General features: G+C 65.0%; 28 protein-coding genes and 1 tRNA gene. 12 read left to right on the top strand and 17 right to left on the bottom strand.

What is annotated here, in order from left to right; genetic code table 11:
• Nucleotides 1-40 precede the first annotated feature (40 nt).
• Genes RAD15_RS19565 through ygfZ form a run of 3 tightly spaced genes read right to left on the bottom strand, consistent with a single transcriptional unit; the run spans nucleotide 41 to nucleotide 2,156 of the window.
• Nucleotides 41-655, bottom strand: a complete 615-nt coding sequence (locus RAD15_RS19565; RefSeq protein ID WP_458179764.1) for a YfbR-like 5'-deoxynucleotidase — start codon at nucleotides 653-655, stop codon at nucleotides 41-43.
• Nucleotides 652-1,278: a DNA-3-methyladenine glycosylase I gene (locus RAD15_RS19560; RefSeq protein ID WP_458179763.1), complete on the bottom strand. Its 627-nt coding sequence runs from the start codon at nucleotides 1,276-1,278 to the stop codon at nucleotides 652-654. Before RAD15_RS19560 ends, RAD15_RS19565 begins: the two co-directional genes overlap by 4 nt.
• On the bottom strand, nucleotides 1,275-2,156 hold the full coding sequence (ygfZ, locus tag RAD15_RS19555) for a CAF17-like 4Fe-4S cluster assembly/insertion protein YgfZ (protein WP_458179762.1): 882 nt from the start codon (nucleotides 2,154-2,156) through the stop codon (nucleotides 1,275-1,277). The genes RAD15_RS19560 and ygfZ overlap by 4 nt, the downstream gene beginning before the upstream one ends.
• 101 nt (nucleotides 2,157-2,257) lie before the next feature.
• On the opposite strand from ygfZ, the gene RAD15_RS19550 reads away from it, so the two are divergent.
• The 5 genes from RAD15_RS19550 to RAD15_RS19530 all read left to right on the top strand — a co-directional run bounded on the left by RAD15_RS19550 (nucleotide 2,258) and on the right by RAD15_RS19530 (nucleotide 6,393).
• Nucleotides 2,258-3,592 carry a dihydroorotase gene (locus RAD15_RS19550; protein WP_458179761.1) on the top strand — a complete coding sequence of 445 codons (1,335 nt, stop codon included), beginning with the start codon at nucleotides 2,258-2,260 and terminating at the stop codon, nucleotides 3,590-3,592.
• 176 nt (nucleotides 3,593-3,768) lie between these two features.
• Nucleotides 3,769-4,638: a sulfurtransferase gene (locus RAD15_RS19545; protein WP_458179760.1), complete on the top strand. Its 870-nt coding sequence runs from the start codon at nucleotides 3,769-3,771 to the stop codon at nucleotides 4,636-4,638.
• A 110-nt stretch (nucleotides 4,639-4,748) separates the two neighbouring features.
• Nucleotides 4,749-5,438 (top strand): RNA polymerase sigma factor, encoded by a 690-nt coding sequence (locus RAD15_RS19540; protein ID WP_458179759.1) that lies wholly within the window; start codon nucleotides 4,749-4,751, stop codon nucleotides 5,436-5,438.
• Between the two features lie 91 nt (nucleotides 5,439-5,529).
• The gene (locus RAD15_RS19535) at nucleotides 5,530-6,063 is read left to right on the top strand and encodes a DUF4142 domain-containing protein (protein ID WP_458179758.1); all 534 of its coding nucleotides are present in this window, start codon (nucleotides 5,530-5,532) and stop codon (nucleotides 6,061-6,063) included.
• A gap of 9 nt (nucleotides 6,064-6,072) precedes the next feature.
• A complete protein-coding gene (locus RAD15_RS19530) occupies nucleotides 6,073-6,393 on the top strand; it encodes a cupredoxin domain-containing protein (protein WP_458179757.1) in 321 nt (106 codons plus the stop codon).
• A 179-nt stretch (nucleotides 6,394-6,572) separates the two neighbouring features.
• Here the strand turns inward: RAD15_RS19530 and RAD15_RS19525 are convergent, their stop codons facing one another.
• The 4 genes from RAD15_RS19525 to RAD15_RS19510 form a co-directional block, all read right to left on the bottom strand.
• Entirely contained in the window at nucleotides 6,573-6,839 is a 267-nt protein-coding gene (locus RAD15_RS19525; protein ID WP_458179756.1) for a hypothetical protein, read from the bottom strand.
• A gap of 325 nt (nucleotides 6,840-7,164) precedes the next feature.
• Nucleotides 7,165-7,542, bottom strand: coding sequence for a TIGR02301 family protein (locus RAD15_RS19520; RefSeq protein WP_458179755.1), 378 nt, complete (start codon nucleotides 7,540-7,542; stop codon nucleotides 7,165-7,167).
• Nucleotides 7,543-7,742: 200 nt separating this feature from the next.
• Nucleotides 7,743-8,177, bottom strand: a complete 435-nt coding sequence (locus RAD15_RS19515; protein ID WP_458179754.1) for an NUDIX hydrolase — start codon at nucleotides 8,175-8,177, stop codon at nucleotides 7,743-7,745.
• A 19-nt stretch (nucleotides 8,178-8,196) separates the two neighbouring features.
• A complete protein-coding gene (locus RAD15_RS19510) occupies nucleotides 8,197-8,697 on the bottom strand; it encodes a hypothetical protein (protein ID WP_458179753.1) in 501 nt (166 codons plus the stop codon).
• A gap of 62 nt (nucleotides 8,698-8,759) precedes the next feature.
• On the opposite strand from RAD15_RS19510, the gene RAD15_RS19505 reads away from it, so the two are divergent.
• Nucleotides 8,760-9,524: an SOS response-associated peptidase gene (locus RAD15_RS19505; protein ID WP_458179752.1), complete on the top strand. Its 765-nt coding sequence runs from the start codon at nucleotides 8,760-8,762 to the stop codon at nucleotides 9,522-9,524.
• A 135-nt stretch (nucleotides 9,525-9,659) separates the two neighbouring features.
• Here RAD15_RS19505 and RAD15_RS19500 read toward each other — a convergent pair whose 3' ends face one another.
• From RAD15_RS19500 to RAD15_RS19470, 7 genes are all read right to left on the bottom strand, one after another.
• Nucleotides 9,660-10,853 carry a CaiB/BaiF CoA transferase family protein gene (locus RAD15_RS19500; protein WP_458179751.1) on the bottom strand — a complete coding sequence of 398 codons (1,194 nt, stop codon included), beginning with the start codon at nucleotides 10,851-10,853 and terminating at the stop codon, nucleotides 9,660-9,662.
• Between the two features lie 36 nt (nucleotides 10,854-10,889).
• Nucleotides 10,890-11,819 (bottom strand): glycine reductase, encoded by a 930-nt coding sequence (locus RAD15_RS19495; protein ID WP_458179750.1) that lies wholly within the window; start codon nucleotides 11,817-11,819, stop codon nucleotides 10,890-10,892.
• 293 nt (nucleotides 11,820-12,112) lie between these two features.
• A complete protein-coding gene (locus tag RAD15_RS19490; protein WP_458179749.1) occupies nucleotides 12,113-12,694 on the bottom strand; it encodes a GDP-mannose pyrophosphatase in 582 nt (193 codons plus the stop codon).
• A gap of 36 nt (nucleotides 12,695-12,730) precedes the next feature.
• Nucleotides 12,731-13,855 (bottom strand): hypothetical protein, encoded by a 1,125-nt coding sequence (locus tag RAD15_RS19485; protein WP_458179748.1) that lies wholly within the window; start codon nucleotides 13,853-13,855, stop codon nucleotides 12,731-12,733.
• A gap of 212 nt (nucleotides 13,856-14,067) precedes the next feature.
• Nucleotides 14,068-14,514, bottom strand: a complete 447-nt coding sequence (locus RAD15_RS19480; RefSeq protein WP_458179933.1) for a GNAT family acetyltransferase — start codon at nucleotides 14,512-14,514, stop codon at nucleotides 14,068-14,070.
• Between the two features lie 2 nt (nucleotides 14,515-14,516).
• Nucleotides 14,517-15,944 (bottom strand): FAD-binding oxidoreductase, encoded by a 1,428-nt coding sequence (locus tag RAD15_RS19475; protein WP_458179747.1) that lies wholly within the window; start codon nucleotides 15,942-15,944, stop codon nucleotides 14,517-14,519.
• A 21-nt stretch (nucleotides 15,945-15,965) separates the two neighbouring features.
• Entirely contained in the window at nucleotides 15,966-16,955 is a 990-nt protein-coding gene (locus RAD15_RS19470; protein WP_458179746.1) for an L-threonylcarbamoyladenylate synthase, read from the bottom strand.
• A gap of 68 nt (nucleotides 16,956-17,023) precedes the next feature.
• Between RAD15_RS19470 and RAD15_RS19465 the strand changes: the two genes are divergently transcribed.
• The 4 genes from RAD15_RS19465 (at nucleotide 17,024) to RAD15_RS19450 (ending at nucleotide 22,061) form a co-directional block, all read left to right on the top strand.
• Nucleotides 17,024-17,100, top strand: a tRNA-Pro gene (locus tag RAD15_RS19465).
• Nucleotides 17,101-17,363: 263 nt separating this feature from the next.
• Nucleotides 17,364-19,151: an ATP-binding protein gene (locus RAD15_RS19460; protein ID WP_458179745.1), complete on the top strand. Its 1,788-nt coding sequence runs from the start codon at nucleotides 17,364-17,366 to the stop codon at nucleotides 19,149-19,151.
• Nucleotides 19,148-20,506 (top strand): sigma-54-dependent transcriptional regulator, encoded by a 1,359-nt coding sequence (locus tag RAD15_RS19455; RefSeq protein WP_458179744.1) that lies wholly within the window; start codon nucleotides 19,148-19,150, stop codon nucleotides 20,504-20,506. The genes RAD15_RS19460 and RAD15_RS19455 overlap by 4 nt, the downstream gene beginning before the upstream one ends.
• Nucleotides 20,507-20,789: 283 nt before the next feature.
• Nucleotides 20,790-22,061, top strand: a complete 1,272-nt coding sequence (locus RAD15_RS19450; RefSeq protein WP_458179932.1) for an MFS transporter — start codon at nucleotides 20,790-20,792, stop codon at nucleotides 22,059-22,061.
• Nucleotides 22,062-22,095: 34 nt separating this feature from the next.
• On the opposite strand, the gene RAD15_RS19445 is transcribed toward RAD15_RS19450, so the two are convergent.
• A complete protein-coding gene (locus RAD15_RS19445) occupies nucleotides 22,096-22,422 on the bottom strand; it encodes a hypothetical protein (protein ID WP_458179743.1) in 327 nt (108 codons plus the stop codon).
• Nucleotides 22,423-22,627: 205 nt separating this feature from the next.
• Nucleotides 22,628-23,041 (bottom strand): hypothetical protein, encoded by a 414-nt coding sequence (locus RAD15_RS19440; RefSeq protein ID WP_458179742.1) that lies wholly within the window; start codon nucleotides 23,039-23,041, stop codon nucleotides 22,628-22,630.
• A gap of 53 nt (nucleotides 23,042-23,094) precedes the next feature.
• Between RAD15_RS19440 and RAD15_RS19435 the strand changes: the two genes are divergently transcribed.
• Nucleotides 23,095-24,054: an N-carbamoyl-D-amino-acid hydrolase gene (locus RAD15_RS19435; RefSeq protein WP_458179741.1), complete on the top strand. Its 960-nt coding sequence runs from the start codon at nucleotides 23,095-23,097 to the stop codon at nucleotides 24,052-24,054.
• Between the two features lie 1,374 nt (nucleotides 24,055-25,428).
• Here RAD15_RS19435 and RAD15_RS19430 read toward each other — a convergent pair.
• Nucleotides 25,429-25,614: a hypothetical protein gene (locus RAD15_RS19430; protein ID WP_458179740.1), complete on the bottom strand. Its 186-nt coding sequence runs from the start codon at nucleotides 25,612-25,614 to the stop codon at nucleotides 25,429-25,431.
• 308 nt (nucleotides 25,615-25,922) lie between these two features.
• Between RAD15_RS19430 and RAD15_RS19425 the strand changes: the two genes are divergently transcribed.
• Nucleotides 25,923-26,372, top strand: a complete 450-nt coding sequence (locus RAD15_RS19425; RefSeq protein WP_458179739.1) for a hypothetical protein — start codon at nucleotides 25,923-25,925, stop codon at nucleotides 26,370-26,372.
• The last annotated feature ends 43 nt before the right edge of the window (nucleotides 26,373-26,415 follow it).

Raw genomic sequence — 26,415 nt, 5'->3', positions numbered from 1 at the left:
GGGCACGCTTCGCTTTGCCCACCATACGAAGGGATGGGACTTACGCAAACACCGCGCCGAACCGCTCCAGGAACTGTTTCTCCGCCCGCGCCGCCGTCCACGGCGTAAGGTAGTCGCGCCGGACGCTGTCCGACAGGCCGGGGTCCTTGCCGAACAGGCGCCGCGCCTCGCTCTCGCCAAAGCCGGCGAGCTCGGTCGCCTCCAGATAGGCCGCACCGCGATCAGCCGCCTTGATGGCCTGCGTGATCTCATCGGGCAGCACCGGCGGCAGGCCGAAGCGGATGTGGATGGCGCCGAGCAGGCGCTTCTCGACCGCCTTGTAATTGCCGGCGAGCACGGCCTTGAACGGCGAGATCATGTCGCCGATCACATATTCGGGTGCGTCGTGCAGCAGGGCTGCGAGCCGCATGCGCTGGTCGACGCGCGGCATCTCGTGCCGCAGCACGGTCTCCACCAGCAGCGTGTGCTGCGCGACGGAGAAAATGTGTGCGCCGGTGGTCTGGCCGTTCCAGCGCGCGACGCGCGCCAGGCCATGCGCGATGTCGGCGATCTCGACGTCGAGCGGAGAGGGATCGAGCAGGTCGAGGCGCCGGCCCGACAGCATGCGCTGCCAGGCGCGGGACTCTGCGTCGCGTGAAGTCTTCCTGGCCGTCATTTGGCCTTGAGGCGCGGCTTGCGCTGCGTCTTGCCGCAGCTCGCGTGACAGTGGCAGTCGACCAGATGGTCGTTGACCATGCCGGTCGCCTGCATGAAGGCATAGACGATGGTCGGGCCGACGAATTTGAAGCCGCGCGAGGACAGCTCCTTGGAGACCTGCACCGACAGCGGCGTCGAGGCCGGCACGCTCGCGGTGGTCTTGAAATGGTTGACCTTGGGCCGTCCGTCCATGAAGTCCCACAGCAGCTTCGAGAAGCCCGGGCCCTTTTCCATGATGTCGAGATACGACTTCGCGCTCAGGATCGCGCCGTCGATCTTGGCGCGGTTGCGCACGATGCCGGCATCGTTCATCAGCGCATGCACCTTCTTGTCGCTGTAGCGCGCGATTTTCTCCGGCTGGAAATCGTCGAAGGCTTTGCGGAAATTGTCGCGCTTGCGCAGGATCGTGATCCAGGACAGGCCGGCCTGAAAGCCGTCGAGGATCAGCTTTTCGTACAGCGCGCGGTCGTCATACTCGGGCACGCCCCATTCGGTGTCGTGATAGGCGACATAGAGCGGATCTTCGCCGGGCCAGGGGCAGCGGGTCTTTCCGTCGGGATGCAGGCGAGGGGCTCGGCTCATGCGGTGGGCTGCTTCAAGGGGATGCGAACGACGTCAGGCTCGGCCAGCCTCACAGCGAGGCCGCCGGCGGTGAGCGGCTGGCCGGCATCGAGCGCGTCCGCGACGCGGTCGATGCGCACCAGCGCGATGCCCTTGCCCTGCGCCGACGAGCCCATCGTGCCGACCGGCTTGTCGCCGGCGAGAATGCTGACGCCGAGCTCAGGCGAGAGATCATCGAGCAGCACCTTGACGCTGCGGGTGCGCGCGGTGCCGCGATGCTGCATGCGCGAGACGACCTCCTGGCCGACATAGCAGCCCTTGTCGAAATCGACGCCGGCGAGGCGGTCCATGTTGGTCTCGTGCGGGAACGCATCGCTGTACATGAAATCGAGCCCGCCGCGCGGCACGCCGAGCGCGATGCGGTGGGCTTCGTAATCCGCCGCATCGACCAGCTCGGCGCCGATCAGGTCGGAGAGCTTCTGCTTGAGATCTTCGGGGATCAGGATGCGAGTGCCGAGCTCGCCATGGCGCGGATCGGCGAAGGCGAGATCCGGCTGCGCCGCAGGCTGGCCGTCCCAAGCCGCGAGCACGCCGAGATCGTCGGACAGGTTTTCCACGGTGACCTTGGCGCGCAGCTTGTAGAATTTCAGCTTGGTGGCGAGACCCTCGGCCAGCGCTTTCGGGCAGTCGATCAGGAACCCGCCGCCATGGCCGGCAGGCGCTTCCGTGATCAGGAAATCCACGATGATCTTGCCTTGCGGCGTCAGCAGCGCGCCGAATCGCCCCAGGCCCGGCTTGAGCCTGTCGACGTCGGTCGTGATGAGGCCGTTGAGGAAGTTGCGCGCATCCTCGCCCGCGACCTTGACCACGCCCCGGTCGGGAAGAAACGCTGATTTCATGCGAAAATCTCTTGCGACATGTTGCTCCGGAACGTAAGCCCGCAAGGCATAAACGACAAGACCTTGAGCCCTGCGCTTGGGGATGAGAGAGGCCTTCAGCCATGACCCAGCGTTTCGACGTGATCCTCAAAGGCGGCACCGTCGTCAACCAGGATGGCGAGGGTGTTCGCGATATCGGCATCACGGGCGGTCGCATCGCCGAGCTGGGCCCACTGTCGCAAGCCTCTGCTGCCGAGGTGATCGACTGCAAGGGCCTGCACATCCTGCCCGGCGTGATGGACACGCAGGTGCATTTCCGCGAGCCCGGGCTGGAGCAGAAGGAAGACCTCGAGACCGGGTCGCGCAGCGCCGTGATGGGCGGCGTCACCGCCGTGTTCGAGATGCCGAACACGTCGCCCTTGACCGTGACGGAGGCGACCTTCACCGACAAGGTGAAGCGCGCGCATCACCGCATGCATTGCGATTTTGCGTTTTTCATCGGCGGCACCCGCGAGAACGTGCAGGACCTGCCCGTGCTGGAGCGTGCGCCGGGCTGTGCGGGCGTCAAGGTGTTCATCGGTTCCTCGACCGGTGCGCTGCTGGTGGAGGACGACGAGAGCCTGCGCCGCATCTTCCAGGTCATCCGCCGCCGCGCCGCGTTCCATGCCGAGGACGAGTATCGCCTCAATGACCGCAAATCGCTGCGCATCGAGGGCGATCCACGCTCGCATCCGGTCTGGCGCGACGAGACCGCGGCGCTGATGGCGACGCAGCGCCTGGTCAAGCTCGCGCACGAGACGGGCAAGCGGATCCATGTGCTGCACATCTCGACCAAGGAAGAGATCGAATTCCTGCGCGACCACAAGGACGTCGCGTCCTGCGAGGCGACGCCGCACCACCTCACGCTGGTCGCGCCCGAATGCTACGAGCGGCTCGGCACGCTGGCGCAGATGAACCCGCCGGTGCGCGGCGCCGATCACCGTGCCGGCATCTGGCGCGGCATCGAGCAGGGCATCATCGACGTGCTCGGCTCCGACCACGCCCCGCATACGCTGGAAGAGAAGCAGAAGACCTATCCGGCTTCGCCCTCGGGCATGACCGGCGTGCAGACGCTGGTGCCGCTGATGCTGGATCATGTCAATGCCGGCCGCCTGTCGCTGGCAAGGTTCGTCGATCTCACCAGCGCCGGCCCCGCGCGCCTCTACAACATGGCCTGCAAGGGCCGCATCGCGGCGGGCTACGACGCCGACTTCACCATCGTCGATCTCAAGCGCAGCGAAACCATCACCAACAAATGGGTGGCCTCCAAGGCCGGCTGGACCCCTTATGATGGTGTGCGGGTGACGGGCTGGCCCGTCGGCACCTTCATCCGCGGCCGCCGCGTCATGTGGCAGGGCGAGCTGGTCACGCCCTCGCAGGGCGAGCCGGTGCGGTTTCTGGAGACGCTGAAGCAGTAGGGGGCCGCGCGTCGCGCGGTCGCGCCACATATTCGATGTCGTCCTGGCGAAAGCCAGGACCCATAACCCCGACCGGATATTGTGGCGAAGACTGGTGGCCACACTTGCCCGCAGCCAGATAATGCGGTGGTAATGGGTCCTGGCTTTCGCCAGGACGACGTTGGAGAGGTCATCGCATGTCCCAACCGACACCCCTCATCGCCACCGAGCAACTCGCCGCCATCCTCGGCGATCCCAACCTTCGCCTCTACGACTGCACGACCTACAACGAGCCCGTCCCACCCGGCAGCGACGTGCCTTACCGCGCCGTGCCCGGCGACAAGACGTTCGCAGCCGGCCACATTCCGGGCGCGGATTTCCTCGACCTGCAAGGCGAGTTCTCCGACACCTCCGCGCGCCCGCTCTTCATGATGGCTGATGTCGCCCAACTCGAAGCCGCCTTCGGCCGCCACGGCCTCGATGCGAGCAAGACCATCGTGCTCTACAGCATCGGCACCATGATGTGGTCGACACGGTTCTGGTGGATGCTGCGCTCGCTCGGCGTCGATGCACGCGTACTCGACGGCGGCCTCGACAAATGGAAGGAAGAGGGGCGGCCAATCGAGACCGGCGCACCGAAGGGCTATCCGGCCACAACCTTCAAGGCCATCCCGCGCGAGGGCTTCTTCGTCGACAAGAATGTCGTGAAGGCGCGGATTGGCGATTCCTCGACGGTGATCGTCAACGCGCTTGGGCCGCAGTTTCACCAGGGTTTGGAGCCGAGCCGCTACGGCCGATCCGGCCGCGTGCCCGGCAGCGTCAACGTATCAGCCGCAACGCTCGTCAATGCCGACAAGACGCTGACAACGCTGGCCGATGCCGAGGCGAAATTCACCGCCCAGGGCGTCACGCGCGACAAGAATGTGATCGTGTATTGCGGCGGCGGAATCTCGGCGACGATCGATTTGCTGCTGCTGACGCAGCTCGGCTACGACAAGCTGACGCTGTACGACGCCTCCATGGGCGAATGGGCCCGGGACCCGTTGTTGCCGATCGAAACGGATTAGGGCCTGTCTTACCCTCGCCTGGAGGGTAAGATTTCCTGCGTAAGAAAGTCAGGAACCTTTTTCCTTGGCCTGCATCCAATGTCCGGTAGCGAAGCAAGCAGGTGACCGCCATGCCACGGACCGCAGCCGGCCTGTCCGCCGGCGCCAGACCATTGGAAGCCGAGCTGATCGACCGCGCGCGAGGCCGTGACGAGGCCGCCTTCCGCGAGATCATGCAGGCCAACAACCGCAGGCTATATCGCCTCGCACGCGCAATTCTGCGTAGCGACAGCGAGGCCGAGGACGTGGTGCAGGAAACCTATGTGCGCGCCTTCACCCATCTCGACGGCTTCCGCGGTGAGTCGGGGCTGTCGACCTGGATGTCCCGCATCGCCATCAACGAAGCGCTTGGTCGCGTGCGCAGCGCCAGGCCGCATGTCGAGCTTGGCGCGGTGCCGGAAGAGGCGCTCGAGGCGCAGATCATCAAATTTCCCGTTTCTCCCGCAGGCGATCCGGAAAGGACCATGGCCCAACGTGAAATCCAGCGCGTCGTCGAACGCGCCATCGACGAGTTGCCGGATGTCTTTCGCATGGTGTTCGTCGCACGCGTCATGGAGGGCATGAACATCGAGGAGACCGCCGATCTGCTCGGCGTGAAGCCCGAGACGGTGAAGACGCGGCTGCACCGCGCCCGCACCATGCTGCGCGAGAACGTCGAAAAAGAGATCGGTCCGGTGATGATGGACGCGTTCCCGTTTGCCGGATGGCGCTGCGAGCGCCTGACTGAAGCGGTGCTCAGGCGGCTCGGTGTAGGCGGCTGAAAATTTTCGGGAACGTTCGCGCCAAACGCCCATCCAATTCCTGTGAAGCAACGCGCCGGCGAACCGTCCGGCAGCACAGGAGTGTCAAACCATGTTCATCCGTTGGAGCGCGGCGGCCGCCGCGGCAATTCTGTTGTCGAGCCCCGTGCTGCTGCAAGGCGCAAGCGCGGCCGACAAGCCGACCGATCCGCAGATCGCCCACATCGCCTACACCGCCGGCGTGATCGACATCAATGCCGCCAAGCAGGCGCAGAAAAAAGCGAAGAACAAGGACGTGAAAGCGTTTGCCGAGGACATGCTGCGCGATCACGAGGCGGTCAACAAGCAGGCGCTGGCGCTGGTCAAGAAGCTGAACGTCACCCCTGAAGACAACGACACCAGCAAGGCGCTGTCGAAGCAGGCCAGCGACAAGCTGGCCGAGCTCGACAAGCTGAGCGGCGTTGCCTTCGACAAGGCCTATGTCGCCAACGAGGTTGCCTACCACAAGGCGGTCAACGGCGCGCTGGAGACCCAGCTCATTCCGTCCGCCGGCAATGCGGAGCTGAAGAGCCTGCTGCAGACCGGCCTGAAGATCTTTCAGGGCCATCAGCAGCACGCCGAGCATGTCGCGGCCGAGCTGAAATAGGGGCATAGGATGATGCCGGGACGCCTCGCTTCGATCGCGCTTGCGGTCATCCTCCTGTCGATATCAGTCCCGGCGCGCGCCGCGACGATAGAGATCACGATGGAGAATCTCGTGATCTCTCCGGCGGAGGTGTCGGCGAAGGTCGGCGATACCATCACGTGGATCAACAAGGACGTCTTCGCCCACACTGCCACTGCGAAGAACGGCGATTTCGACGTGACGCTGCCGCCGACGAAGTCGGCGACATCAGTGCTGAAGAAGGCGGGAACGGTCGAGTACTATTGCCGCTATCATCCGAACATGAAAGCGACGCTCAAGATCGAGCCTTGACGCAGGAGGAGGCACTTTCCCGCTCGCGGCGGGAACATCTCCCGGCCGTTGCGAGACTAATGCTAGTCGGGGGAAGGCGGCTTCCGTGCGATAAAGGCTGCAGGCTTCGCGACGTCTCGCAAAGTCATTCATCCGTCAACTGGCCCCGCCCGCGTGGCGGGGTCATTTTTGAAAACGGCTTACTGCCGGGAGATGTCGACGGAGAATTCGCCGTTACGAATGCGGCCCGGAAAACCTTCGACGAATTTCGCCACCGCGTCCTCGCCGTAGGTGCCGACGAGCTCGGCAAAGGCCGCAAACAGGCTCGCCTGCGCGAGGCAGTCGCCGTCGACGCCCTCATGGCGCGCTTCGGCCCAGGCCTCGTTGAGATAGCTCAGTGCTGCCTGCTTCTGCTCGTGATCGGGCAGCGGCGCGCGGTCGGGGGCGTATGAAATCGGATGGCTCATGAAACTCGACAGGGCTGGAGGCGCGTCCACGGCGATGCGCTGTGCGAGAGGTGTAGCACGCGTATTAACGCCCGCTAGGCCACATCTTTAGGAACGGTTAACGGCTGTGAACAAAGTCGATGACAGGGTTCCCACCGTGCGTTCGACAGCCAAACCCTCATGGTGAGGAGCGCGCTCTTCGCGCGCGTGGCGGACGATGCTGAGCATCGCCGCGAGAACCATGCAGGCCCCGCTGCGGCAGCCCGGCCTTTCATCCTTCGAGACGCCCGCTTTGGCAGGCTCCTCAGGATGACGGAGTTACGGTTCGGGATGAGGCTGAAAGGAATCAGTTCGCGTAACGCGCGGTGAGGTCGCGCGAGATCTTCGAGCCTTCCTCGATGTAGCGGCGGATCGCCACCGTCGCGGCCGGCGTGCAGCTCCGATAGGTCTGCTGGAAACCGTTATAGCCGCGGTTGAAGCCGGCGATCATGCGGGTGCGGCGCTCGCCGGCGGGCGTTTCGGCGTCGATCAGCGCCTGCATCTCGCTGCGCCATTTGTTGCCCTCGTTGGAGCCGCAGATGCCGCGCAGATAGTGCAGGCCGCCCAGAATCTCCGCCAGCCGCTGTAAATCGGCGTCAAACGGCGCCGCCACGTCCTGGGCCCTCGTGGGCACCGAGGCGCAGGCGAGAATCAGGGCAAAAATGGCCAGAAATCGCGTGGACATCGGCGGGGTGTATGCCCCCTCGGGGCGGCGGGCGCAAGGCGGAGCCGCGCGGGCCCTCTCCCGCTTGCGGGGGAGGGTTGGGGAGGGGGTGTCTCCGCAGGCGAGAACCCCCAAGAGGAGAGAGCCCTCACCCGCCTCGCATCTACGATGCGATGCGACCTCTCCCGCAAGCGGGAGAGGTGTCGGAGCTCCCGGCTCAATCAGGGTCCAATCAGCCGATGGGCGGACTGGATGACCTCCTCCAGCCCCCCGGTCAGCTTGAGGTCGCCGAGGCTGGCCAGGGCATCCGGGGCGATCCAGCGGTAGTCATCGAGTTCGTCGTTCAGGGACGGTTCCCTGGCCACCCAGCGGGCGGCAAAGGACATGATCAGGTAGTGGCCGGCGCCAGCCGCGGCCGGCAGCACCTCGCGCCAGCCGGCAAGGCCGATGATCTCGATTCTGAGCCCCGTCTCCTCGCCGATCTCACGGCTCAGTGCCTGGTGCAGCGATTCGCCGAACTCGACCCGGCCGCCGGGCAGCGAATAGAAGCCCTTGGCGGGCGAGCGGGCGCGGCGGACCAGGAGCACCTTGCCCTCGCGAAAAATCGCGGCGCTGACCGCAAGCTGGGGATGGGTGGGCTGGACGACCGAGGACATCTCTTCGGCTAACCTTGGCTCAGTTCGACATGATGGTGTCGACGTCGGCTTCGGCGCCGCCGTTGATGATGCCGCCACAGGCTGCGATCAGCGGCTTGACCCAGAGAGTGGCCTGCTCGGCGAGGCGGACGCGGGTCGTGTCCTTCTCGACTTCGCGCATGGCCGAGCCGACCGCTGACAGAATCGAGGTCATGGTGTCGGTGATGTGGTCGAACTGGGCGCGCACGTTGGGATCGGCCTTCTCATAGGCCTCGATGGCGAGGTCGCGGGCCTTGAAATTCGACGCCGTGAAATGCTCGGCATAGGACAGCGGCGACCAGGTCAAGAAGTCATCGGCACATTCCGGCATGTCCGGGACCATTTCGAGCAGCATCACGGCTTCATTGAAATGGTTGAGATAGTCGGTGGCAAGCCCGGTCCGCGGGTTGATGTTGGCCACGCGCAGCCGCTCGGCCCAGGCGGCGGCCTCGGGGCCCGTCTGTACAAGCGTCCGCGCGGGTTGGGGGGCCGTTGAGCTCATCAGCCGCAGTGTTAACGTTCGGGGTTAAAAGGACCTGAACGGACCCTATATAGGCCCCAAGGATGTGTGGACGCTTCGTCATAACTTCGGCCCCCGCGGCTTTACGGCAACTGTTCGGCTACATCGAGCAGCCGAACTTTCCGCCCCGGTACAATGTCGCCCCGACGCAGCCGATTCCGGTCGTATTGGCAGAAAACGGCGCTCGACATTTCCGCCTGATGCGCTGGGGATTGCTGCCGGGCTGGGTCAAGGATCCCAAAGCGTTCACGCTGTTGATCAACGCCCGCTCGGAGACGGTGCTGGAGAAGCCCGCCTTCAAAAGGGCGATTCGCCGGCGGCGCGGCCTGATCCCGGCCGACGGCTATTACGAATGGAAGGCGGAGGGCGGCCGCAAGCAGCCCTTCTTCATTCACCGCGCCGACGGCGAGCCGCTCGGCTTTGCGGCGGTGTTCGAGACCTGGATCGGGCCGAACGGCGAGGAGGTCGACACGGTCGCGATCGTCACGGCGGCGGCAAGCGAGGATCTCGCGGCGCTGCATGACCGCGTCCCCGTCACCATCAGCCCGCGCGATTTCGAGCGCTGGCTCGACATCCGTGGCGACGAGGTCGATGCCGTGCTGTCGCTGATGGCCGCTCCGCAGATCGGCGAATTCGCCTGGCACCCCGTCTCCACCCGCGTCAACCGCGTCGCCAACGACGATGATCAGTTGCTGCTCCCGATCAGTGCGGAGGAGATGGCGGCGGAGGCCGAGGCGGCGAAGCCGAAGAAGGCGGTGCGGAAGGCGGCTGCCGGATCGGCGGATGACGGGCAGGGGTCGTTGTTCTAGCTGGTGCCGCAAACTCAGGGCTGTAGGGTGGGCAAAGGCGCAACGCGCCGTGCCCACCATCTCTCCGATTACGCGATAAGCGATGGCGGGCACGCTTCGCTTATCCCACCCTACGGCAGCCGAGTGTGAGGCGACCTACACAATCTCCCTTGCCCGCAGCGCCGCGATCTCCGCCGCATCGAACCCCAACTCGCCCAGCACCGCATCCGTATCCGCCCCCAGCTCCGGCGCCATCCGGTCCAGCTTGCCGCCGCCATGGGCGAGCTTGAAGCCGCTGCCGGCAAAGCGCAGGCGGCCGTAGGGTGTGTCCAGCTCCTGGATGGCGCCACGCGCCTTGATTTGCGGATGGTCGATCACCTCCTCGACCTTCCAGATGCTGGCGCAGGGCGCGCCGGCGTCCTCCAGGATCGTTTCCCATTCGCGCGCTGGCCTCGCCGCGAGCGCCTCCTCGATGATGGCGCGCAGGGCGGGCTCGTTCTCGTTGCGCGAAAACCAGTCGGCAAAGCGCGGGTCGGTGAGCGTGTCCTCGCGGCCGAGCGTCGACATCAGCGCGCGGTATTGCTTCTCGTTGTTGACGGCGAGCAGGATGTGGCCGTCGCCGCATTTGAAGAGGTTCGCAGTGGTCCTGCGGCTCACCGCCTGGTTGCCCGACAGCTGCTGGCGATGGCCCGCGACCGACCAGTCCGCGATCTGCCCGGAGAGAAACGCCATCGTCGCCTCCAGCATGGAGACATCGACGAACTGTCCCTTGCCGGTGCGGTCGCGCTGGTACAGCGCGCTCGACACGCCGAATGCGGCGGTCGCGCCCGAGAGCACGTCGCACACCGCAAAGCCGGCGCGGGTCGGACCCGTCTGGGGATGGCCCGTAATCGCCATGATGCCCGACAGCGCCTGCATCTTGCCGTCATAGCCGGGTCGCAAACGATCCGGGCCGGTCTGGCCGAAGCCCGACACCGCGCAATAGATCAGCTTTGGATTGATCGTGGACAATGCCTCGTAGCCAATGCCGAGCTTGTCCATCACGCCCGGCCGAAAATTCTCCATGACGACGTCGACTTGCGCCGCGAGCTTCTTCACGATCGCGATCGCATCCGGCTTTTGCAAATCGAGCGTCAGGCTGCGCTTGTTGCCGTTGATCGCCTGGAATGCCGGCGCCAGGCCCCGCTCGGCCCATTCGCGGCTGAGCGGCGTGCGGCGCATGTCCTCGCCCTCGCGCCGCTCGACCTTGATGACGTCTGCCCCTAGCAGCGCGAGCTGGTAGCTCGCATAGGGGCCGGCCAGCACTTGCGTGAAGTCCAGGATCTTCACGCCCTCGAATGGTCGCGTCACGTCGCTCTCCCTTTTTGTTGTCGTTGTCGGAGGACGTCAGGCGGCGCGGTTGCCGCGCGCGATCTCCTTCTGCTTGTCGAATTCGGCGCGGCGGCGGGCGAGCTCTTCGGGGCTGAGCTGCGCGACATTGTTGTAGTCGAGCTTCCAGGACGCATCCTCGCTCCAGCGCAGCGGCGACTGCATCGTGGTCTGCGGGCCGCTCGCGGTCTCCAGCAGCCGCAGCGCCAGCTCGAGCGTCTGCGCCTGGGAGGCGACGTCGTGCGGCTTGCCGGCGGAATTGCCGAGCGGGAAGTCGCTGAACAAGAAGCGCGGCACGGCGGCGTGCTCGATGATGTCCTTGGCGCAGCCCATGATCACGGTCGGGATGCCGTTCCGCTCGAGGTGCCGCGCCACCAGCGCGGTGGTCTGGTGGCAGACTGGGCAGTTCGGCACCAGCACCGCGACGTCGACCTTGTCGGCGATGCAGCGCGCCAGGATCTCCGGCGCGTCGGTGTCCAGCGTCACGCGATGGCTGCGGTTGGTCGGCGCGCCGAAGAAGCGTGGCGCGACCTCGCCGATGCGGCCCGCCGCGCTCGCCTTCAAGAGCTGCGGCAGCGGAAACCAGGTCCCGTTGTCGGTGGCCGAGGTGTGCTTGCGGTCGTAGCCGATATGCGAGATGCGCAAATCGTGCTGCTGCGACGTATCGCCGTCATAGACCTGGTAGAATTTTGCGCTGCCATTATACGCCGCGCCTGGCCCCTGGTCGCCCTTGGTCGGATCGAAAGGCGCAGCCGTGGTGATGATCGTCACCCGCGACTTTGCCAGCGGCTTCTTCAGCGGCTGGAACGACGCCTCGGTGTAATGCGCCCAGCGATACGGCGTGGTGTAGCCGATCGCCCCGTAATAGTCGCGCGTGCGCTGCATGTAGGGGACGGGGGAATCGTGGTCGGGCGCAAAGCCGAATTCGTCGTCGCGCGGAGCTGACATGGGCGCGTCTCCTGGTTCTTGGTTAGGGCCAGAGTAGAGATAGTTTTCGGGTTGCTCAACGGGGGAGCGGCGGCGCAGGACAGAATTGCAGATGAGGATGGTGCGGTGTGGACGGTGCCTCTTGCCCTCCCCTGGAGGGGGAGGGTCGGCTCACATGGAGCGTAGCGAATGTGAGACGGGGTGGGGTGACGGTCCCTCCACATCCAACAGTGCCCGTGCGGAGAGATCACCCCACCCCGCTCGCGCTGCGCGCGATCGACCCTTCCCCTCGAGGGGAGGGTGAAGGGCGTCACCTACCTGAAAATATGCAGCGCCGCGTATTGCAGCAGCATGATCGCCTTGGCGTCGACGATGCGGCCGTCGGCGATCATCGCCAGGGCCTCGTCGATGCCGAGCTCCAGCACCTCGATGTCCTCGCCCTCGTGTTCCAGGCCGCCGCCGTCGCTGACGCGCATCGAAGGCTCGTACTCGGCGACGAAGAAATGCAGCTTCTCGGTGACGGCGCCGGGGCTCATGAACGCCTCGAACACCTTGTGGACGTGGTGCAGGCGATAGCCGGTTTCCTCCTCGGCCTCGGCGCGGATGCGCACCTCGGGCGAGGCGTCGTCCAGCACGCCGGCGGCGGCCTCGATCAGGAGGTCATCGTAGCCGCGGATGAATGCCGGCAGGCGGAACTGGCGTATGAGGATCACCGTGCGCTGGCCGAGATTGTAAGGCAGCACTGCCGCGGCGTTGTCGCGCTCGTAGGTCTCGCGGTGCTGCGTCTGCCATTCGCCGTTGGCGCGCCGGTAGTCGAACGTGGTGGTCTTGAGGGGGGTCCAATTGTCTGAGAGCACGCGGACGTCCTTGACGCGGACGCGATCGGAAACGGACAAAGTCATTCTCCTGACAGCTGCGGGCCGCAGCTCCTGTCAGGCAGCAGATCCGGCCCAGATTTCAAACGCGAACAGGGAGTAGGGGTCCCCCGCGATCTGGCTGAGAATAAATCGTGTCGAGGTTTCGTCCAAGGTCAATGCGGCCGCCAGAGCCGTGAGCTGTCTTTGCGCGTCCGACTGCTCCGGAGACGGGGCTGGAGGCTGGGTACCGGCCGCCAGCGCAGCGGCGGCGGCCTCCTCGAATGTCTCGAGGGGATCGATGAGCCCCGACACCTCGATGCTGGTGCGCAGCCCGAACTTCTTCAGGACGGCCGCTTGATTCTGGTCGAAATACATCCGGACCAGGGCCTGTCCGCAGCAGTCGAGGATGAACGCGAAGTCCATTCCCGTCCTGATGGTCAGCACGACGGGATCGGCATAAGCGAGCTGCAGCCTGGTGTTGACGCCCTCGTCGACGAAACGCTCGGCGACCGGCGTGGCGACGCCGTCGATGGTCCTCAAATCCGCGATGTCGTCGCCAGAGGATCGCGCGTCCAGCTTGAGCGACGTCTCGCCGGTCCTGCGCATGAACTTGAGGACGGTGTCGGTCGGAAAAGCCCCGACGAGGAAGGCAAGCGCGGAGTGCGTGATGCTCGGCCCTCCGGAAACGGCGCCGGCGAACGCAGCGATCGCGAAGCCGAATGGCACCGACAGCAGCAGACGCAGCGTCGCCCGGTTGACATCGGATGGCACGACGTCGTTCTGCCGCGCGCGGCTGATCAGATCATAGGTCACCCAGACATAGGCGCCGGCCAGGCCCGAGATGGCGATCTTTGGTGTGTTGTTGGTTTCGGGCATGCCCATCCAGTCATGGCCGAAAATCCATCCCATGCTGTGAAACGCCGCGAACAGCAGCGTTCCGGCAAACAGCAACGTCGGAACGACGAAGTATTTCCGGCCGTAGCGCTCATCATACTCCTTGGCGAAGGCCTCGGCCGTGACGGTCTGGCTCTGGGGGCAGAACGTGTCCCGGTAGAGCTTGACTGCCTTGTCGGAAAACCGCGACACGATCTGCTGCTTCCGCACCGCCCAGCCATGGGAGATATAGTGGCCGAGCGGGATCAGCGGCAGCGCCGCGACGACGCCGGCGCTGATCAGAATCGTGTTCTGCATGTTGCTCATCGCAAGCCCCCGGAAATCAATTCGAATATGGACCGTGCGGCGAGGCGGTCGCGAGCGCGAGCACGGCACAGTCGTTGGAAATATCAAAACTACCAGAGCGTGTATTAAATTGTGCCGGCAATCAAGTGGCGGAATAGAAGATTCACCGCCGCAGGGTCAGTGCCCCGCCGAGACAGGTTGTCGCGGTCGTATGGGTGCGTGAGCCGCAACGCCTATGGCGTCGTCGCGCGGCCGTCGAGCCACTTCTGGAACATGACCGAGGTCGATTCCTCGAAGCCGAGCGACTGGTAGAACGCATTGGCCTGCACGTTCTCGCGGCGGACCAGGAGCTGCAGCTTTGCGATGCCGGCCGTGCGAAGCCAGTCTTCCGCCGCCGCCATGATGAGGCGGCCATGGCCGCGCTTCTGGCAGTCGGGATCGACCGCGACGTAGTAGATCCAGCCGCGATGGCCGTCATGGCCGACCATGACGGTCGCGACGATGATGCCGCGGTCGCGGCCGATCAGCACGGTGGAATTGTCGCGGCGGCGGGCCAGCGCGATGTCGGCATGCGGATCGTTCCACGGGCGCGTCAGGCCGCAGCGCTGCCACAGCGCCACGACCGGCTCGACATCGGCATCATTGATGGCAGCGATCGAGAGAGCAGGGGAGACGGACACGTTCACAGCACTTTTCCCGGATTCATGATGCCGAGCGGGTCGAGCATCGCCTTGATGGCGCGCATCAGCTCGATCGCGGTCTTGTCCTTGACCTCGGGCAGCTCGTCGCGCTTGAGCACGCCGATGCCGTGCTCGGCCGAGATCGAGCCGCCCATCCGCAGCACGATCTCGAACACCACCGCGTTCATCTCGTGCCAGCGCGCCAGGTAATCGGCGGTGTCGGCGCCGATCGGCTGGCTGACATTGTAGTGCAGATTGCCGTCGCCGAGATGGCCGAACGGCACCGGCCGCGCGCCGGGGATCAGCTTCACCGCGGCAGCGTTGGCTTCCTCGATGAAGGCGGGCACCGCGGCGATCGGCACCGAGATGTCGTGCTTGATCGAGCCGCCCTCCGGCTTCTGTGCCGACGACATCTCCTCGCGCAGCTTCCAGAAGCCGTTGCGCTGGGTGAGGTTGGCCGCGATCACGGCATCGTCGACGATCTCCTCCTCCATGGCGCGGCCGAGGATCGTCTCCAGCGGCGTGCGGGCGTCCTCGCCGGGCGATGACAATTCCATCAACACGTACCAGGGATGCTTCTCGGCAAGCGGATCGCGCACGTCGATGCCGTGGCGGACCGAGAAGTCGACCGCCATCTCCGAGAGCAATTCAAAGCTCGTCAGCGCGTTGGCGGCCTCGCTCTGCGCGATGGTCAGCAGCTTCAACGCCGCCGCCGGCGACTTCAGCCCGACATAGGCGGTCTCGACCGCCCGCGGCTTCGGAAACAGTTTCAGCGTCGCCGCCGTGATGATGCCGAGCGTGCCTTCGGCGCCGATGAAGAGGTTGTGCAGATTGTAGCCGGTGTTGTCCTTCTTCAGCTTCGACAGCACGTTGAGCACGCGCCCGTCGGCGAGCACCACCTCGAGCCCCAGCGCCATCTCGCGCGCCACGCCATAGGCGAGCGCGGCGGTGCCGCCGGCATTGGTGGAGAGATTGCCGCCGATGGTGCAGCTGCCCTCCGCGCCGAGCGAGAGCGGGAACAGCCGGTCCACGTCGGATGCCTTCGCCTGCGCGATCTGCAGCACCACGCCGGCCTCGCAGGTCATGGTATTGGAGGCGGTGTCGACTTCGCGGATCTTGTCGAGCCGTCGCAGCGACACCACCACCTCGCCATTGTGCGGCGTCTGGCCGCCGACGAGCCCGGTGTTGCCGCCCTGCGGCACCAGCGCGATTTTATGCGCGGAGGCGAGCTTGCAGATTTCAGAGACTTCCGCCGTCGATCCCGGGCGCAGCACCAGCGGCGAGCGGCCGTGAAAGAGATTGCGCTCCTCGGTGACGTAGGCCTCGATGTCGGAAGCGTCGGTGATCGCGTGCTTCTCGCCGACGATCTTGCGGAATTGGTCGATCAGCTCGGGCGCTAGCGGAGGGGTGGCAGACTTGTTGATGTTCATTTCTTCTCTCATTCCGCTTGCTCAGCGTGCCACTGCGGCCCGGCGCAGCCGGTCGTTGATTGCTTCGCCCAAATCCTCTTCGGGGATGGCCATCACCGCGATCGTCCGCGGGCTCTTCGCATCGAGGGCGCGAAGATAGCCGAACAGGTTGGCGGCGGCTTCATCGAGATCACCGGTGGGCGACAAATTCATGACAGCGGCGACGGCCTCCAGGCCGGGCAGACGTGCGGGGCCGAACGCCAGCAGCGCTTCGCCCGGCGCCACATCGCGTGCATTGAGCCGCACCTGGGCGCGCGGCGCGTAATGCGAGGCCAGCATGCCCGGCGCAAGCGGCTGGCTCTCGTCGCTGTCGGCCTCCACGGGGGGCCGCGCCAGGGCTGAGCCGAGCACCGCCTCGATTCGCTCGCGCGACAGTCCGCCGGGGCGCAGCAGCATCGGGGCATCGAAGCAACCGACGATGGTCGATTCGACGCCGACCGTAACAGGCCCACCGTCCACGATCAGGTCGATCCGCCCCGCAAGATCGCTCTCGACATGGGCCGCCAGCGTCGGCGAGACATGACCGGAAATATTGGCGGACGGCGCCACCACCGCCCCGCCGAAGGCGCGCAGGATCGCCTCTGCGACCGGATGGGCGGGAATGCGGATCGCGACCGTGTCGAGGCCCGCGGTGGCGAGATCCGCCACCGGGCAATTGTCCGTCTTCGGCACCACCAGCGTCAGCGGCCCCGGCCAGAACGCCTCGGCGAGGCGCAGGGCGCGCGCGTCGAATCGGCCGATCCGGCGCGCGGCGGCAATGTCCGCCACATGTGCGATCAGCGGATTGAAGGCCGGCCGCCCCTTGGCGGCGTAGAGATGGGCGATTGCGGTGGCATTGGCGGCGTCCGCCCCGAGCCCGTAGACGGTCTCGGTCGGAAACGCGACCAGCCCGCCGGCGGCCAGGGTCCGGGCGGCAGCTTTCGCGCCGGCCTCGCCGGCCGGTAAAATCAGCGTTTCAAGACCCGTTTTCACAGGGACAAAATTCCTCATCTCGGCCGCTTGCGGTGCGCCAAACCCGACGCTATAAGCCGGCCTCTTGTCGGAGTGTGGCTCAGCCCGGTAGAGCACTGCGTTCGGGACGCAGGGGTCGCAGGTTCGAATCCTGCCACTCCGACCATTCTTCCAAAAAATCGACCTTTTCCAGAGGCTTGGCGGACCGGCCGCCAGCGCCTCGGGACGCCTTTTTGCAACGATTTTCGGGGCGGGTCCACGGCCGATTTGGCCGGGCAGGGCGGGTTGTCGCGGCGGCATGGCTTCCGAGGCTCGTTGCCTGCCCCAATCAGCGGACGGCTCGGTGTTCCCCTTTTCCGCGCGATGTTGGCCGCGGGCGTCGGCCGCGCGATGTGATACCTAGCGATATCGTCCCGGTCCGGAGCCCAGATGCAACCTCCTCGTCCAGCCCTGCTGCGACACACGCTGATGGGCGCCCTTGCGCTTGCGGCGATCGCGGCGGTGGGCTGGTTGGCCTATGTTCTCGCGCTGGATGCCGCCTTTGCGCGCATGCAGCGGGAGGCCAATGACCGGCTTGCGCTGATTGCCAGCACCTTCGATGCGACCGTCGCGCGCTATCGCTATTTGCCGGCGGTTCTGTCGCTCGCCGATCCCATCCGCGAGCTCTACCGCGATCCCCACGACGCATCGGCGATCGCCGCCGCCAATCGCTACCTCAAATCGCTCAACCAGGGAGCGCGGTCGGCAGAACTGTACGTTCTCGACAGCACCGGCCTTGCTCTGGCGGCGAGCAATTTCGACCAGGATTCGAGTTTCGTCGGACACAATTATGCATTCCGCGCCTACTTCCTGGACGCCATGCGCGCCGGCGAGGGCCATTACTACGCCGTCGGCGCCACCACGGGACAGCCCGGCTATTTCCTGTCGCATCGGATCGTGGAGGGCGACAAAACGCTCGGCGTCGCCGTGGTCAAGATCGATCTCGGTGCGCTCGAGGCCGATTGGGCGCGCGCCGGTGATCTCGTGGCGATGGAGGACGAGAATGGCGTGATCTTCCTCGCCAGCCGCGAGGACTGGAAATACCGCCCGCTGCTGCCGGTCCCCGCGCAGCGGCTCGCAGAACTGAATGCCGCGCAGCAATTCGGCCAGGCGATCGACGCGGCTCCGGTCTTTGTGCCCAAAGGCGACGGGGAACGCGTTCAGATCGGCCGCGCGCGCGGCCGCGGCAATGTCGAGCTTGGGGACTACGCCCTGCAGGTCCGTCCGCACGATCAGGGCTGGAGGCTGCTCCTGTTCTCGGACGTCGCAGATGCTCGGCGCAATGCGGCGACCGTTGCGATCGCGAGCGTCTTCGCCCTGATCGCTTCTCTGCTGGTCGTGCTGGTTGCCTGGCAGCGGCGGCAGGTCGTCAGGGCGAAGCTCGAGGCGCATGACGTTCTCGAGCGGCGCGTGGCCGAACGCACGGAAGAGCTGCGCCGCACCCTCGAAAGCCTGGTGCAGAGCGCCAAGCTCGCGAGCCTCGGCCAGGCGCTCGCCGGCGTCGCGCACGAGATCAACCAGCCGCTCGCGGCGCTGATCACCTATGTCGCGAGCAGTCGCGTCCTGCTCCGCCGCAACGAGGTCGATCGCGCGGCCGCCAACCTCGACCTGATGTCGTCGATCGCCGAGCGCATGATGGCGCTGATCGATCACCTCAGGATGTTCGCGCGCAAGGAGACCGGCACGCGCAGCGCCGTCGAGCTCGCGCCCGTCATCGACAATGCTGTCCGCCTGCTGCAATACCGCATCGACCATGAACATATCGATGTGGTGCGCGAGGCGCCTGCCGAGCCGCTCCACAGCCTCGCCAATCCGATCCGGCTCGAGCAGGTCGTCGTCAATCTGCTGTCGAATGCGATCGATGCGATGCGCGATTGCGAGCGGCGGGTGCTTCAGGTCCGGCTCGGCCGGCGAGACGACAGCGCCGTGATCGAGATCGGCGACACCGGCGCCGGCATTGCACCCGAGCACGTCAAGTCGCTGTTCGACCCGTTCTTCACCACCAAGGAGATCGGCGAGGGGCTTGGCCTCGGGCTCTCGATCTCGTACGGAATCGTCAGGGAGTTCGGAGGAGATATCTTGGTGGAGAGCGCGCCGGGCAAAGGCTCGACTTTCAAGGTCGTCATTCCGGTCATGGATGTCGTGCCGGCTTCCCAGCAATCGGAACTACAGGCATGAGCGGGTCGTTGCTCGTCGTCGACGACGAGGAGATCGTCCGCAATTCGGTGCGGCAATGGCTGGAGCTGGGCGGTTTCACCGTCCGGGTCGCCGCGGGCGTGGACGAGGCCATGCGCCTCGTGAAGGAAACCCCGCCCGACGCCGTGCTGACCGATTTTCGCATGCCGCACCGGTCCGGGCTCGAATTGATGCGCGATATTCATCGCGCCGATCCTGATATTCCCGTGGTGCTCCTGACCGCGCATGGCGACGTGCCTCTGGCCGTGGCTGCGATGCGCGAGGGCGCCTACGATTTCCTGCAAAAGCCTCACGATCCCGAGCTGCTCTCGGCGGTCATGATCCGCGCGATCGAGCGGCGGCAGTTGAAATTGCAGCTTCGCCAGCTCTCCGATCGTCTCGCCGCGCCCGGCGAGATCGATGCCCGCCTGATCGGCCTGTCGAAGCCGATGGTCGCGGTGCGCGCCGGCGTGCTCGAGCTCGCCGGCCACGATCGCGACGTGATCATCACGGGCGAGACCGGAACCGGCAAGGAAGTGGTGGCGCGAGCCCTGCACGATTTCGGACCGCGCGCGAAGGCGCCTTTCGTCGCCGTGAACTGCGCCGCGATCCCGGCGGAATTGTTCGAAAGCGAATTGTTCGGCCACGAGGCCGGTGCCTTCACCGGCGCACGTGGCGCCCGCATCGGAAAGTTCGAGCACGCGAGCGGCGGCACGCTGTTGCTCGACGAGATCGAAAGCATGCCGCTTCCGTTCCAGGCCAAGATCCTGCGGGCGCTGCAGGAGCGCGCGATCGAGCGGGTCGGGTCCAACAAGCTCGTGCCAGTCGACGTTCGCGTCATCGCGGCTGCCAAGGGTGATCTCGCGGCCGACAGCCGCCAGGGACGCTTCCGCTCCGATCTCTACTTCCGGCTTGCGGCGGCGGAGATCCACCTGCCGGCGCTGCGCGAGCGCGGCAATGACGTCCTGCTGCTGTTCGAGCATTTTGCCGCCGCTGCCGCCAAGGGCGCCGGCCGCACGATGTCGCCGCTGCGGGCGGACGACCTCGATGCGCTGCTCGCCCATGACTGGCCCGGCAACGTGCGCGAGCTGAAGAACGTCGCCGAACGCTATGCGCTGGGACTGGTCGCGACCGGCCGCAGCGTTGCCGAGATCCTTCGGCGCGGCGAACCGGGAGCGCCGCAGCGGTCGCTCGCCGACCGCGTTGCGGCCTATGAGCGCGCGCTGATCGAGGCCGCCTTGCGCGAGCATGACTGGTCGATTGCCGCCGTCACCGAGGAGCTCGGCGTGCCGCGCCGGACGCTGAACGAGAAGATGGCGAAATACGCGCTGGCGCGACCCGGGCGCAAGGAGCCCTGAGCCGGCCGCGATCGGCGGAAATCCGCCGATGTCGGCATTCGCATCGGCGGATTCCCGCCGACGTTCTGGTCCTCGCGAGGCCGTCCTCCCCGAGAATCTGCGTAACTCCCGGCAATTCTCCGCGTTCTCGCGCGTCGCTCACGATTGGCACAGCCGTTGCTGAAGCAGCGCCGAAACCATCCGGTTTTCCAATAAATCTGCGGAGGACGTCGTGAGTTCACAGGAAGCCTCAATTCAGACTGTCGGAGCGCCCGTCACCGAGTCGCGTTCTGATATCACCGACATGAAGCGCCGGCTGCGCGCGATCTTCGTCGGCTCGGTCGGCAATCTCGTCGAGTGGTACGATTTCTACGCCTATGCGGCGTTTTCGCTCTATTTCGCCAAGGCGTTCTTCCCCGACGGCGACGAGGTGGTGCAGCAGCTCAACGCCGCGCTGCTGTTCGCGGCGGGCTTTCTGGTGCGTCCCCTCGGCGGCTGGCTGTTCGGCCATCTCGCCGATCGCCATGGCCGGCGCAACGCGCTGACACTGTCCGTCGTGATGATGTGCTTCGGGTCGCTGATCATCGCGGTGACCCCGACTTATGCGTCGATCGGACTGGCAGCTCCCGTCATCCTCGGCCTTGCGCGGGTCCTGCAGGGGCTGAGCCTGGGCGGCGAATACGGCACCAGCGCCACCTATCTCAGCGAGGTCGCCGACGAGAAGAACCGCGGCTTCTACTCCAGCTTCCAGTACGTGACTCTGATCGGCGGGCAGCTCTGCGCCATCCTCGTGCTGCTTCTCCTGCAGAAGGTGTTTCTCTCGACTGACGAGATCCGGGCCTGGGGCTGGCGCGTCCCGTTCGCGTTCGGCGCCGTGCTCGCGGTCGTCGCGGCGCTGATGCGCAGCAATCTGCACGAAACCGATGCCTTCAAGAACAGCCAGGATGCGGTGAAGAAATCCAGCTCGCTCCGCGCGCTGCTCAACTATCCGCGCGAGCTGATGCTTGTGGTGGGGCTGACCATGGGCGGTACGGCGGCCTTCTACACCTACACCACCTATATGCAGAAATTCCTTCGCCTCTCGGTGAAGCTGACCGACGACCAGACCACCATGGTGACGGCGGGAAGTCTCGTCTTCGCGATGGTGTTGCAGCCGATCTACGGCGCGATCTCGGACCGCATCGGGCGCAAATGGCTTCTGATCGGCTTCGGTGTATCAGGCACGCTGCTCACCATTCCCTTGCTGACGACGCTCCAGACGACGCATGACGCGTTCTCGGCCTTCCTGTTGATTGCCGCCGCCTGGATGATCGTGTCGGGCTACACGGCGATCAATGCGGTGGTGAAGGCCGAACTGTTTCCGACCAGCGTGCGGGCGACGGGGGTCGGGGTGCCCTATGCGCTGACCGTCTCGATCTTCGGCGGCACCGCCGAATCGATCGCGCTGTGGTTCAAGTCCATCGGTCACGAAAGCTGGTTCTACTGGTACCTGACCGGCTGCATCGCGGTGTCACTGCTGGTCTATCTGACGATGCGCGACACCAAGAGGACGTCCGCAATGGACCGTCACGCATAGGTCGGGGGCGCAGCCGGCGGCGGTGTGGGTATCCTCACCGCCGCGCCACCAGCACACCCAGCAGGAACGCCACCATCAGCGACGGCAACGGCGCTTCGCGCACCATGCCGCGAACGATGTCCGGCCAGTGCTGGTCCGGGACGAGTCTGGGGGATCTGACTTCAGCCATCGGCGTCATGCCCCAGTCGGATGCGAGTTCGGCGATTTCGCTTTGTGCCAGTTGCACGTCATCGCGGACGCGGAAGATGGCGGCATCGGATCGTTCGCGTGGCGCGAGCGCCATCAGCGTCGCGACGGCCGTGCGCAACGTCATCTCGCCGTAGCCTTGCAGCCTCACCGATTCCTCGGGATCGGACGTCATGCGAATCATCCCTCACTGCGCGAAGTGGCGCGCGATGGTGAATGCCGCCGTCGCGCACAGGACCAGCGTGGAAACCGCGCCGGCCACGCCGCGCGCGAGATGGGCTCGCGTCAGGTGCCTGCTCATCATCTGCTCCATGCTCCCGATGGAAAATGGCGGCGGCTGACGTTGGTTCCTCGCACGCCGGCCGAATCGGCGGACGCGATTACTTCCGCAGCAATTCGCTCAATGCCGCAGTCGCCTCGGCGCAGCGAATGTCGTCGATCTCGCGCGAGAGGTTGAGCGCGCTCGACCTCAGTTCTTCGAGCTTCCAGCTGTCGGGATGCTGGTTTTCGAGCTGTCCCAGTCGCTTGTTCAGATCATCCAGTCTGGATTGGAGCTGCCCGGTGCTGGCGGTCCCATTCACTTTCCAAACGCGTTGTGCACGCATCGTCGTTCCCCTGCTAGTCTCACGGCGTTGTGAGAGCGGTTCGTGGCTGGAATGGGAGTTTGTTTTGTCCAGCTTCAGACCGTGGGGAACCGTTGCAGATTGGCAACGAAGTTCCGGAGATTCGGTGGGCCTTGCCGGCTGCTGCACGATGATACCCGCGAGGGCACGGAATTTGATTGTGCCCATCATGACGAAGGGCCGAGGCGGGGCTTCGACGGTCCGTGAGAAGCAGGGAAAGACGCGTGGCGAGATTTGTGAATGTCGCAGCCGGCCAGCTCGGCCCGATTGCGAGGAGAGAGACGAGGACGGAGGTGGTGGCCCGCCTGATGGCGTTGATGCGCCAGGCGCGGGCCAATGGCTGCGATCTGATCGTCTATCCCGAGCTTGCGCTGACCACGTTCTTTCCGCGCTGGTATTTCGAGGATCAGGCCGAGATCGACAGCTTTTTCGAGCGCGCGATGCCGGGCCCGGAAACGCAGGCCCTGTTCGACCTCGCGCGCGAGATCGGCATCGGATTCTATCTGGGCTACGCCGAGCTGACCGTCGAGAACAGCATCGTCAGGCGCTACAACACCTCCATTCTCGTCGACAAGCGCGGCGCGATCGTCGCGAAATACCGCAAGGTCCATCTGCCCGGCCACGCCGAGCCCGAGCCGTGGCGGAAATTCCAGCACCTGGAAAAACGTTATTTCGAGCCGGGTAGCGGCTTCGGCGTCGTCGATGCCTTCGGCGGCGTGATGGGCATGGCGATCTGCAACGACCGCCGCTGGAGCGAGACCTACCGGGTGATGGGTCTCCAGGGCGTCGAGATGGTGCTGATCGGCTACAACACGCCGGTGCACAATCCGCCCGCGCCCGAGCATGACGATCTCTCGCTGTTCCACAATCAGCTGGTGATGCAGGCCGGGGCCTATCAGAACGGCACCTTCGTGGTCGGCGTTGCCAAGGCCGGTGTCGAGGAAGGCGTCGACCACATCGGCGGCAGCTGCATCATCGCGCCGTCCGGCGAGATCGTCGCGCGATGCACGACCAAGGGCGACGAGATCGCGCTGGCGCGCTGCGACCTCGATCTGTGCAATTCCTACAAGCGCACGACGTTCAATTTCGACGTCCATCGCCAGCCGCAAGCCTATGGGATGATCGTTGAACGGAAGGGCGTGACGACCATGGCGGATGGTGGGCCGGTGCGGGCGAAGGGGTGATGTCTCTTTCTCGATCAGCCGCATTTTCCGCCGTCGTCCCGGCGAAGGCCGGGACCAATACCGCGTGATCTCTCGATCGCGGACGGTGTCAGTCCCAAAACAAACAGTCCTCGCCAAACGACTGTTCGTGGTTATGGGTCCCGGCCTTCGCCGGGACGACATCGTCCGACGGGCAAAACACCCGCGAGGCTGTCAATCCGCTCCGCCAAAAATATTCCACTTTACCGAAATTCGGATTTGACGTAGATATTGCCCATCCTGGCTCATCCTTGAGGGGCGATCTTGTGGTCGTCATTTTCGCGAGCCGGGCTTGCGGTGGACGCGGCAGTGTCGGGCGCGAAAGTTAAGGGCAGGGCGGATTGCTCTCCGTGAGCCCGAGGCTTCGCGCCGGATGAGCGGCGCTGCTAGGCTTCGTCTCGTCTGTAAGTTTCCGGCTCTGTCGACAGGGTCGGGAAAACTGCGGCGAAATGGCGGGCCGCGCGTACGGCAAAACCGTGTGGTCCTTGCTGCAAGCACTGTTTTCCGCGTGTTGAAAACGTCGTATGCCTTTGAAAATGAAGTCCTTTTTCGATTGCAGGCGTGACGCGGGCGGCTCGCCGAAAACCCGCCGGGCCCTATTAGGCCCTAGTTTCAACCGGGAGCACAAAGTTGGTCGTGCCCGTTGTAATTCGAGGCTAAATTCCGGGGTTGTCCGATGCCGGGTGGAAGTCCCGAGGTAGCCCAGAGGCAATTTGGAGCGTGGGACCGAGCGCGGCGAAGCTCAGATGCCACCCGCAAACTCGTGTGTCGCTCGCAAGAGCAGGTCCGCCTCTCGCTCGAATTATTGAGCCACGAAGTACCGGGAATTCTCCACGGGTATCGAGCATATTTCCTCGGTGCTGACGGACACATTCAAAGCCGCACCGATATTTTCTGTCCCGATGATGCGACAGCGAAACTACGGACGCTTGAACTGTTGGACGGGGAAGCCATCGAACTGTGGAAGGGCGCACGCTGTGTCGAGAAGTTCGACCGTAGTAGTGGGACCCTAGCGTCGCAGACTGCCCAACTCGTCTAACTCTTGAAGGATTAGATCGCGGTGCCCGACGAACTGCGTTTGCGTGCAGAGGAATGTTTCCAAGAGCGTGCGGGCCAAAGTCGCGTCGGCCCGTGACGTTCGAGGTCCTCGATACATTGCTCTTGCTTGGCAACATTCTGCTCGCCACTCAGCAGGTGGCGCTCAGCTTGCTCTAAATGTTGAAGTTGGCGTGACCGATCCATGTTGGCTCCTCGCTATAGGCGGGAGCGCAAACGGTCTCTCAGGCACCGACGCCTATGGCAGAGCCTTGGCCGGTGATGGCCTAGGGTAGCACAAAGAGCCTTCTCCGGAGCACTTTAATTCATGGCGGCGAATGAACGGACAGAACCTATCCCGGTTTTTCGATAATCATGCACGCGCCAGTCAAACGAGACACCCTGCTCAAACAGGCGGATGACGCCATCGCCACCGCGTGTCGCCTCCAAAACGAGTTGCGCGAAACCAAGGCTGCGGCGCACGCTCAATGCCGACGCATGGAGCATTGGGAGACACTGCAGCGATGGGCCATTTCCGGACTCCTGCATCGCAAGAAGTTCCCCTAAAATGGGGGCCAGTCTAAACGTCCGCCCGGAGTGGCAGTTGTTACTTGCAGCCCCGGCAAATCGTAAGCTTGCCTTTTAGCTTGTCATCTTCCCCGGGATCGATCAATTGCTGTCCAGAGACACGATCTGCTTCTTGATTGAGCTTGAGCTGCTTTGCCCGGCGCGAGCTGACGGGTCGCGTCGTCCGGCTTGACGTGTCATCGTCGTCGACAATGCCGACGCTAAAGCCATCGTAATCGGAGACCGGCTTGGCCGATGGCGGCGACCTGTCGATCACTTGTGCCGGCGAAACGCTGTCGGACCCTAACGGCGTGTGTTCGATGGTGGCAGATCGTGGGGCGGTCGAGCGTGGTGGCACACCTTTAGCGGCTCGGGGCGGTACCGAACCCTTGGCGGTCGCCGTCGGCGGCGGAGCGCCATCCGTCGCCCGCGACGAACCAACATTGCTCTTTGCCGACGGCGTGGGACTTACTGCAGACGCCCGCGTCGGCGACACGCTGGGCTCCGCCATCGGCGGCCAAACGCTGTTGGCAGCGGCCGGAGAGGCCGCTCCCTCATTCGACGGCGGTGGCGCAACGAAAGCGGCGGGGACAGCGACGTCTGACATCTCGCGCTGTCGTGTGACCAAACTCCCGCCGCCAATAAACCAAGGGCAAACAGCGTTGCGTTTTTCATTCCCCGTCCTGCAAATCACCTAGAATAGTTCATTGATCGCGTGACTCCTGTGGCCACGCATCGGCG

This window comes from Bradyrhizobium sp. 14AA (assembly GCF_054185205.1).
The sequence above is the reverse complement of the archived record's forward strand: the minus strand, read 5'-3'. Positions and strand labels throughout refer to the sequence as shown.

Excerpts from the sequence above, each read along its gene's own strand:
- RAD15_RS19565 (WP_458179764.1), bottom strand. The coding sequence starts at position 655 with ATGACGGCCAGGAAGACTTCACGCGACGCAGAGTCCCGCGCCTGGCAG.
- RAD15_RS19560 (WP_458179763.1), bottom strand. The coding sequence starts at position 1,278 with ATGAGCCGAGCCCCTCGCCTGCATCCCGACGGAAAGACCCGCTGCCCC.
- ygfZ (WP_458179762.1), bottom strand. The coding sequence starts at position 2,156 with ATGAAATCAGCGTTTCTTCCCGACCGGGGCGTGGTCAAGGTCGCGGGC.
- RAD15_RS19550 (WP_458179761.1), top strand. The coding sequence starts at position 2,258 with ATGACCCAGCGTTTCGACGTGATCCTCAAAGGCGGCACCGTCGTCAAC.
- RAD15_RS19545 (WP_458179760.1), top strand. The coding sequence starts at position 3,769 with ATGTCCCAACCGACACCCCTCATCGCCACCGAGCAACTCGCCGCCATC.
- RAD15_RS19540 (WP_458179759.1), top strand. The coding sequence starts at position 4,749 with ATGCCACGGACCGCAGCCGGCCTGTCCGCCGGCGCCAGACCATTGGAA.
- RAD15_RS19535 (WP_458179758.1), top strand. The coding sequence starts at position 5,530 with ATGTTCATCCGTTGGAGCGCGGCGGCCGCCGCGGCAATTCTGTTGTCG.
- RAD15_RS19530 (WP_458179757.1), top strand. The coding sequence starts at position 6,073 with ATGATGCCGGGACGCCTCGCTTCGATCGCGCTTGCGGTCATCCTCCTG.
- RAD15_RS19525 (WP_458179756.1), bottom strand. The coding sequence starts at position 6,839 with ATGAGCCATCCGATTTCATACGCCCCCGACCGCGCGCCGCTGCCCGAT.
- RAD15_RS19520 (WP_458179755.1), bottom strand. The coding sequence starts at position 7,542 with ATGTCCACGCGATTTCTGGCCATTTTTGCCCTGATTCTCGCCTGCGCC.
- RAD15_RS19515 (WP_458179754.1), bottom strand. The coding sequence starts at position 8,177 with ATGTCCTCGGTCGTCCAGCCCACCCATCCCCAGCTTGCGGTCAGCGCC.
- RAD15_RS19510 (WP_458179753.1), bottom strand. The coding sequence starts at position 8,697 with ATGAGCTCAACGGCCCCCCAACCCGCGCGGACGCTTGTACAGACGGGC.
- RAD15_RS19505 (WP_458179752.1), top strand. The coding sequence starts at position 8,760 with ATGTGTGGACGCTTCGTCATAACTTCGGCCCCCGCGGCTTTACGGCAA.
- RAD15_RS19495 (WP_458179750.1), bottom strand. The coding sequence starts at position 11,819 with ATGTCAGCTCCGCGCGACGACGAATTCGGCTTTGCGCCCGACCACGAT.
- RAD15_RS19485 (WP_458179748.1), bottom strand. The coding sequence starts at position 13,855 with ATGAGCAACATGCAGAACACGATTCTGATCAGCGCCGGCGTCGTCGCG.
- RAD15_RS19475 (WP_458179747.1), bottom strand. The coding sequence starts at position 15,944 with ATGAACATCAACAAGTCTGCCACCCCTCCGCTAGCGCCCGAGCTGATC.
- RAD15_RS19460 (WP_458179745.1), top strand. The coding sequence starts at position 17,364 with ATGCAACCTCCTCGTCCAGCCCTGCTGCGACACACGCTGATGGGCGCC.
- RAD15_RS19455 (WP_458179744.1), top strand. The coding sequence starts at position 19,148 with ATGAGCGGGTCGTTGCTCGTCGTCGACGACGAGGAGATCGTCCGCAAT.
- RAD15_RS19450 (WP_458179932.1), top strand. The coding sequence starts at position 20,790 with ATGAAGCGCCGGCTGCGCGCGATCTTCGTCGGCTCGGTCGGCAATCTC.
- RAD15_RS19445 (WP_458179743.1), bottom strand. The coding sequence starts at position 22,422 with ATGACGTCCGATCCCGAGGAATCGGTGAGGCTGCAAGGCTACGGCGAG.
- RAD15_RS19440 (WP_458179742.1), bottom strand. The coding sequence starts at position 23,041 with ATGATGGGCACAATCAAATTCCGTGCCCTCGCGGGTATCATCGTGCAG.
- RAD15_RS19430 (WP_458179740.1), bottom strand. The coding sequence starts at position 25,614 with ATGCTCCATGCGTCGGCATTGAGCGTGCGCCGCAGCCTTGGTTTCGCG.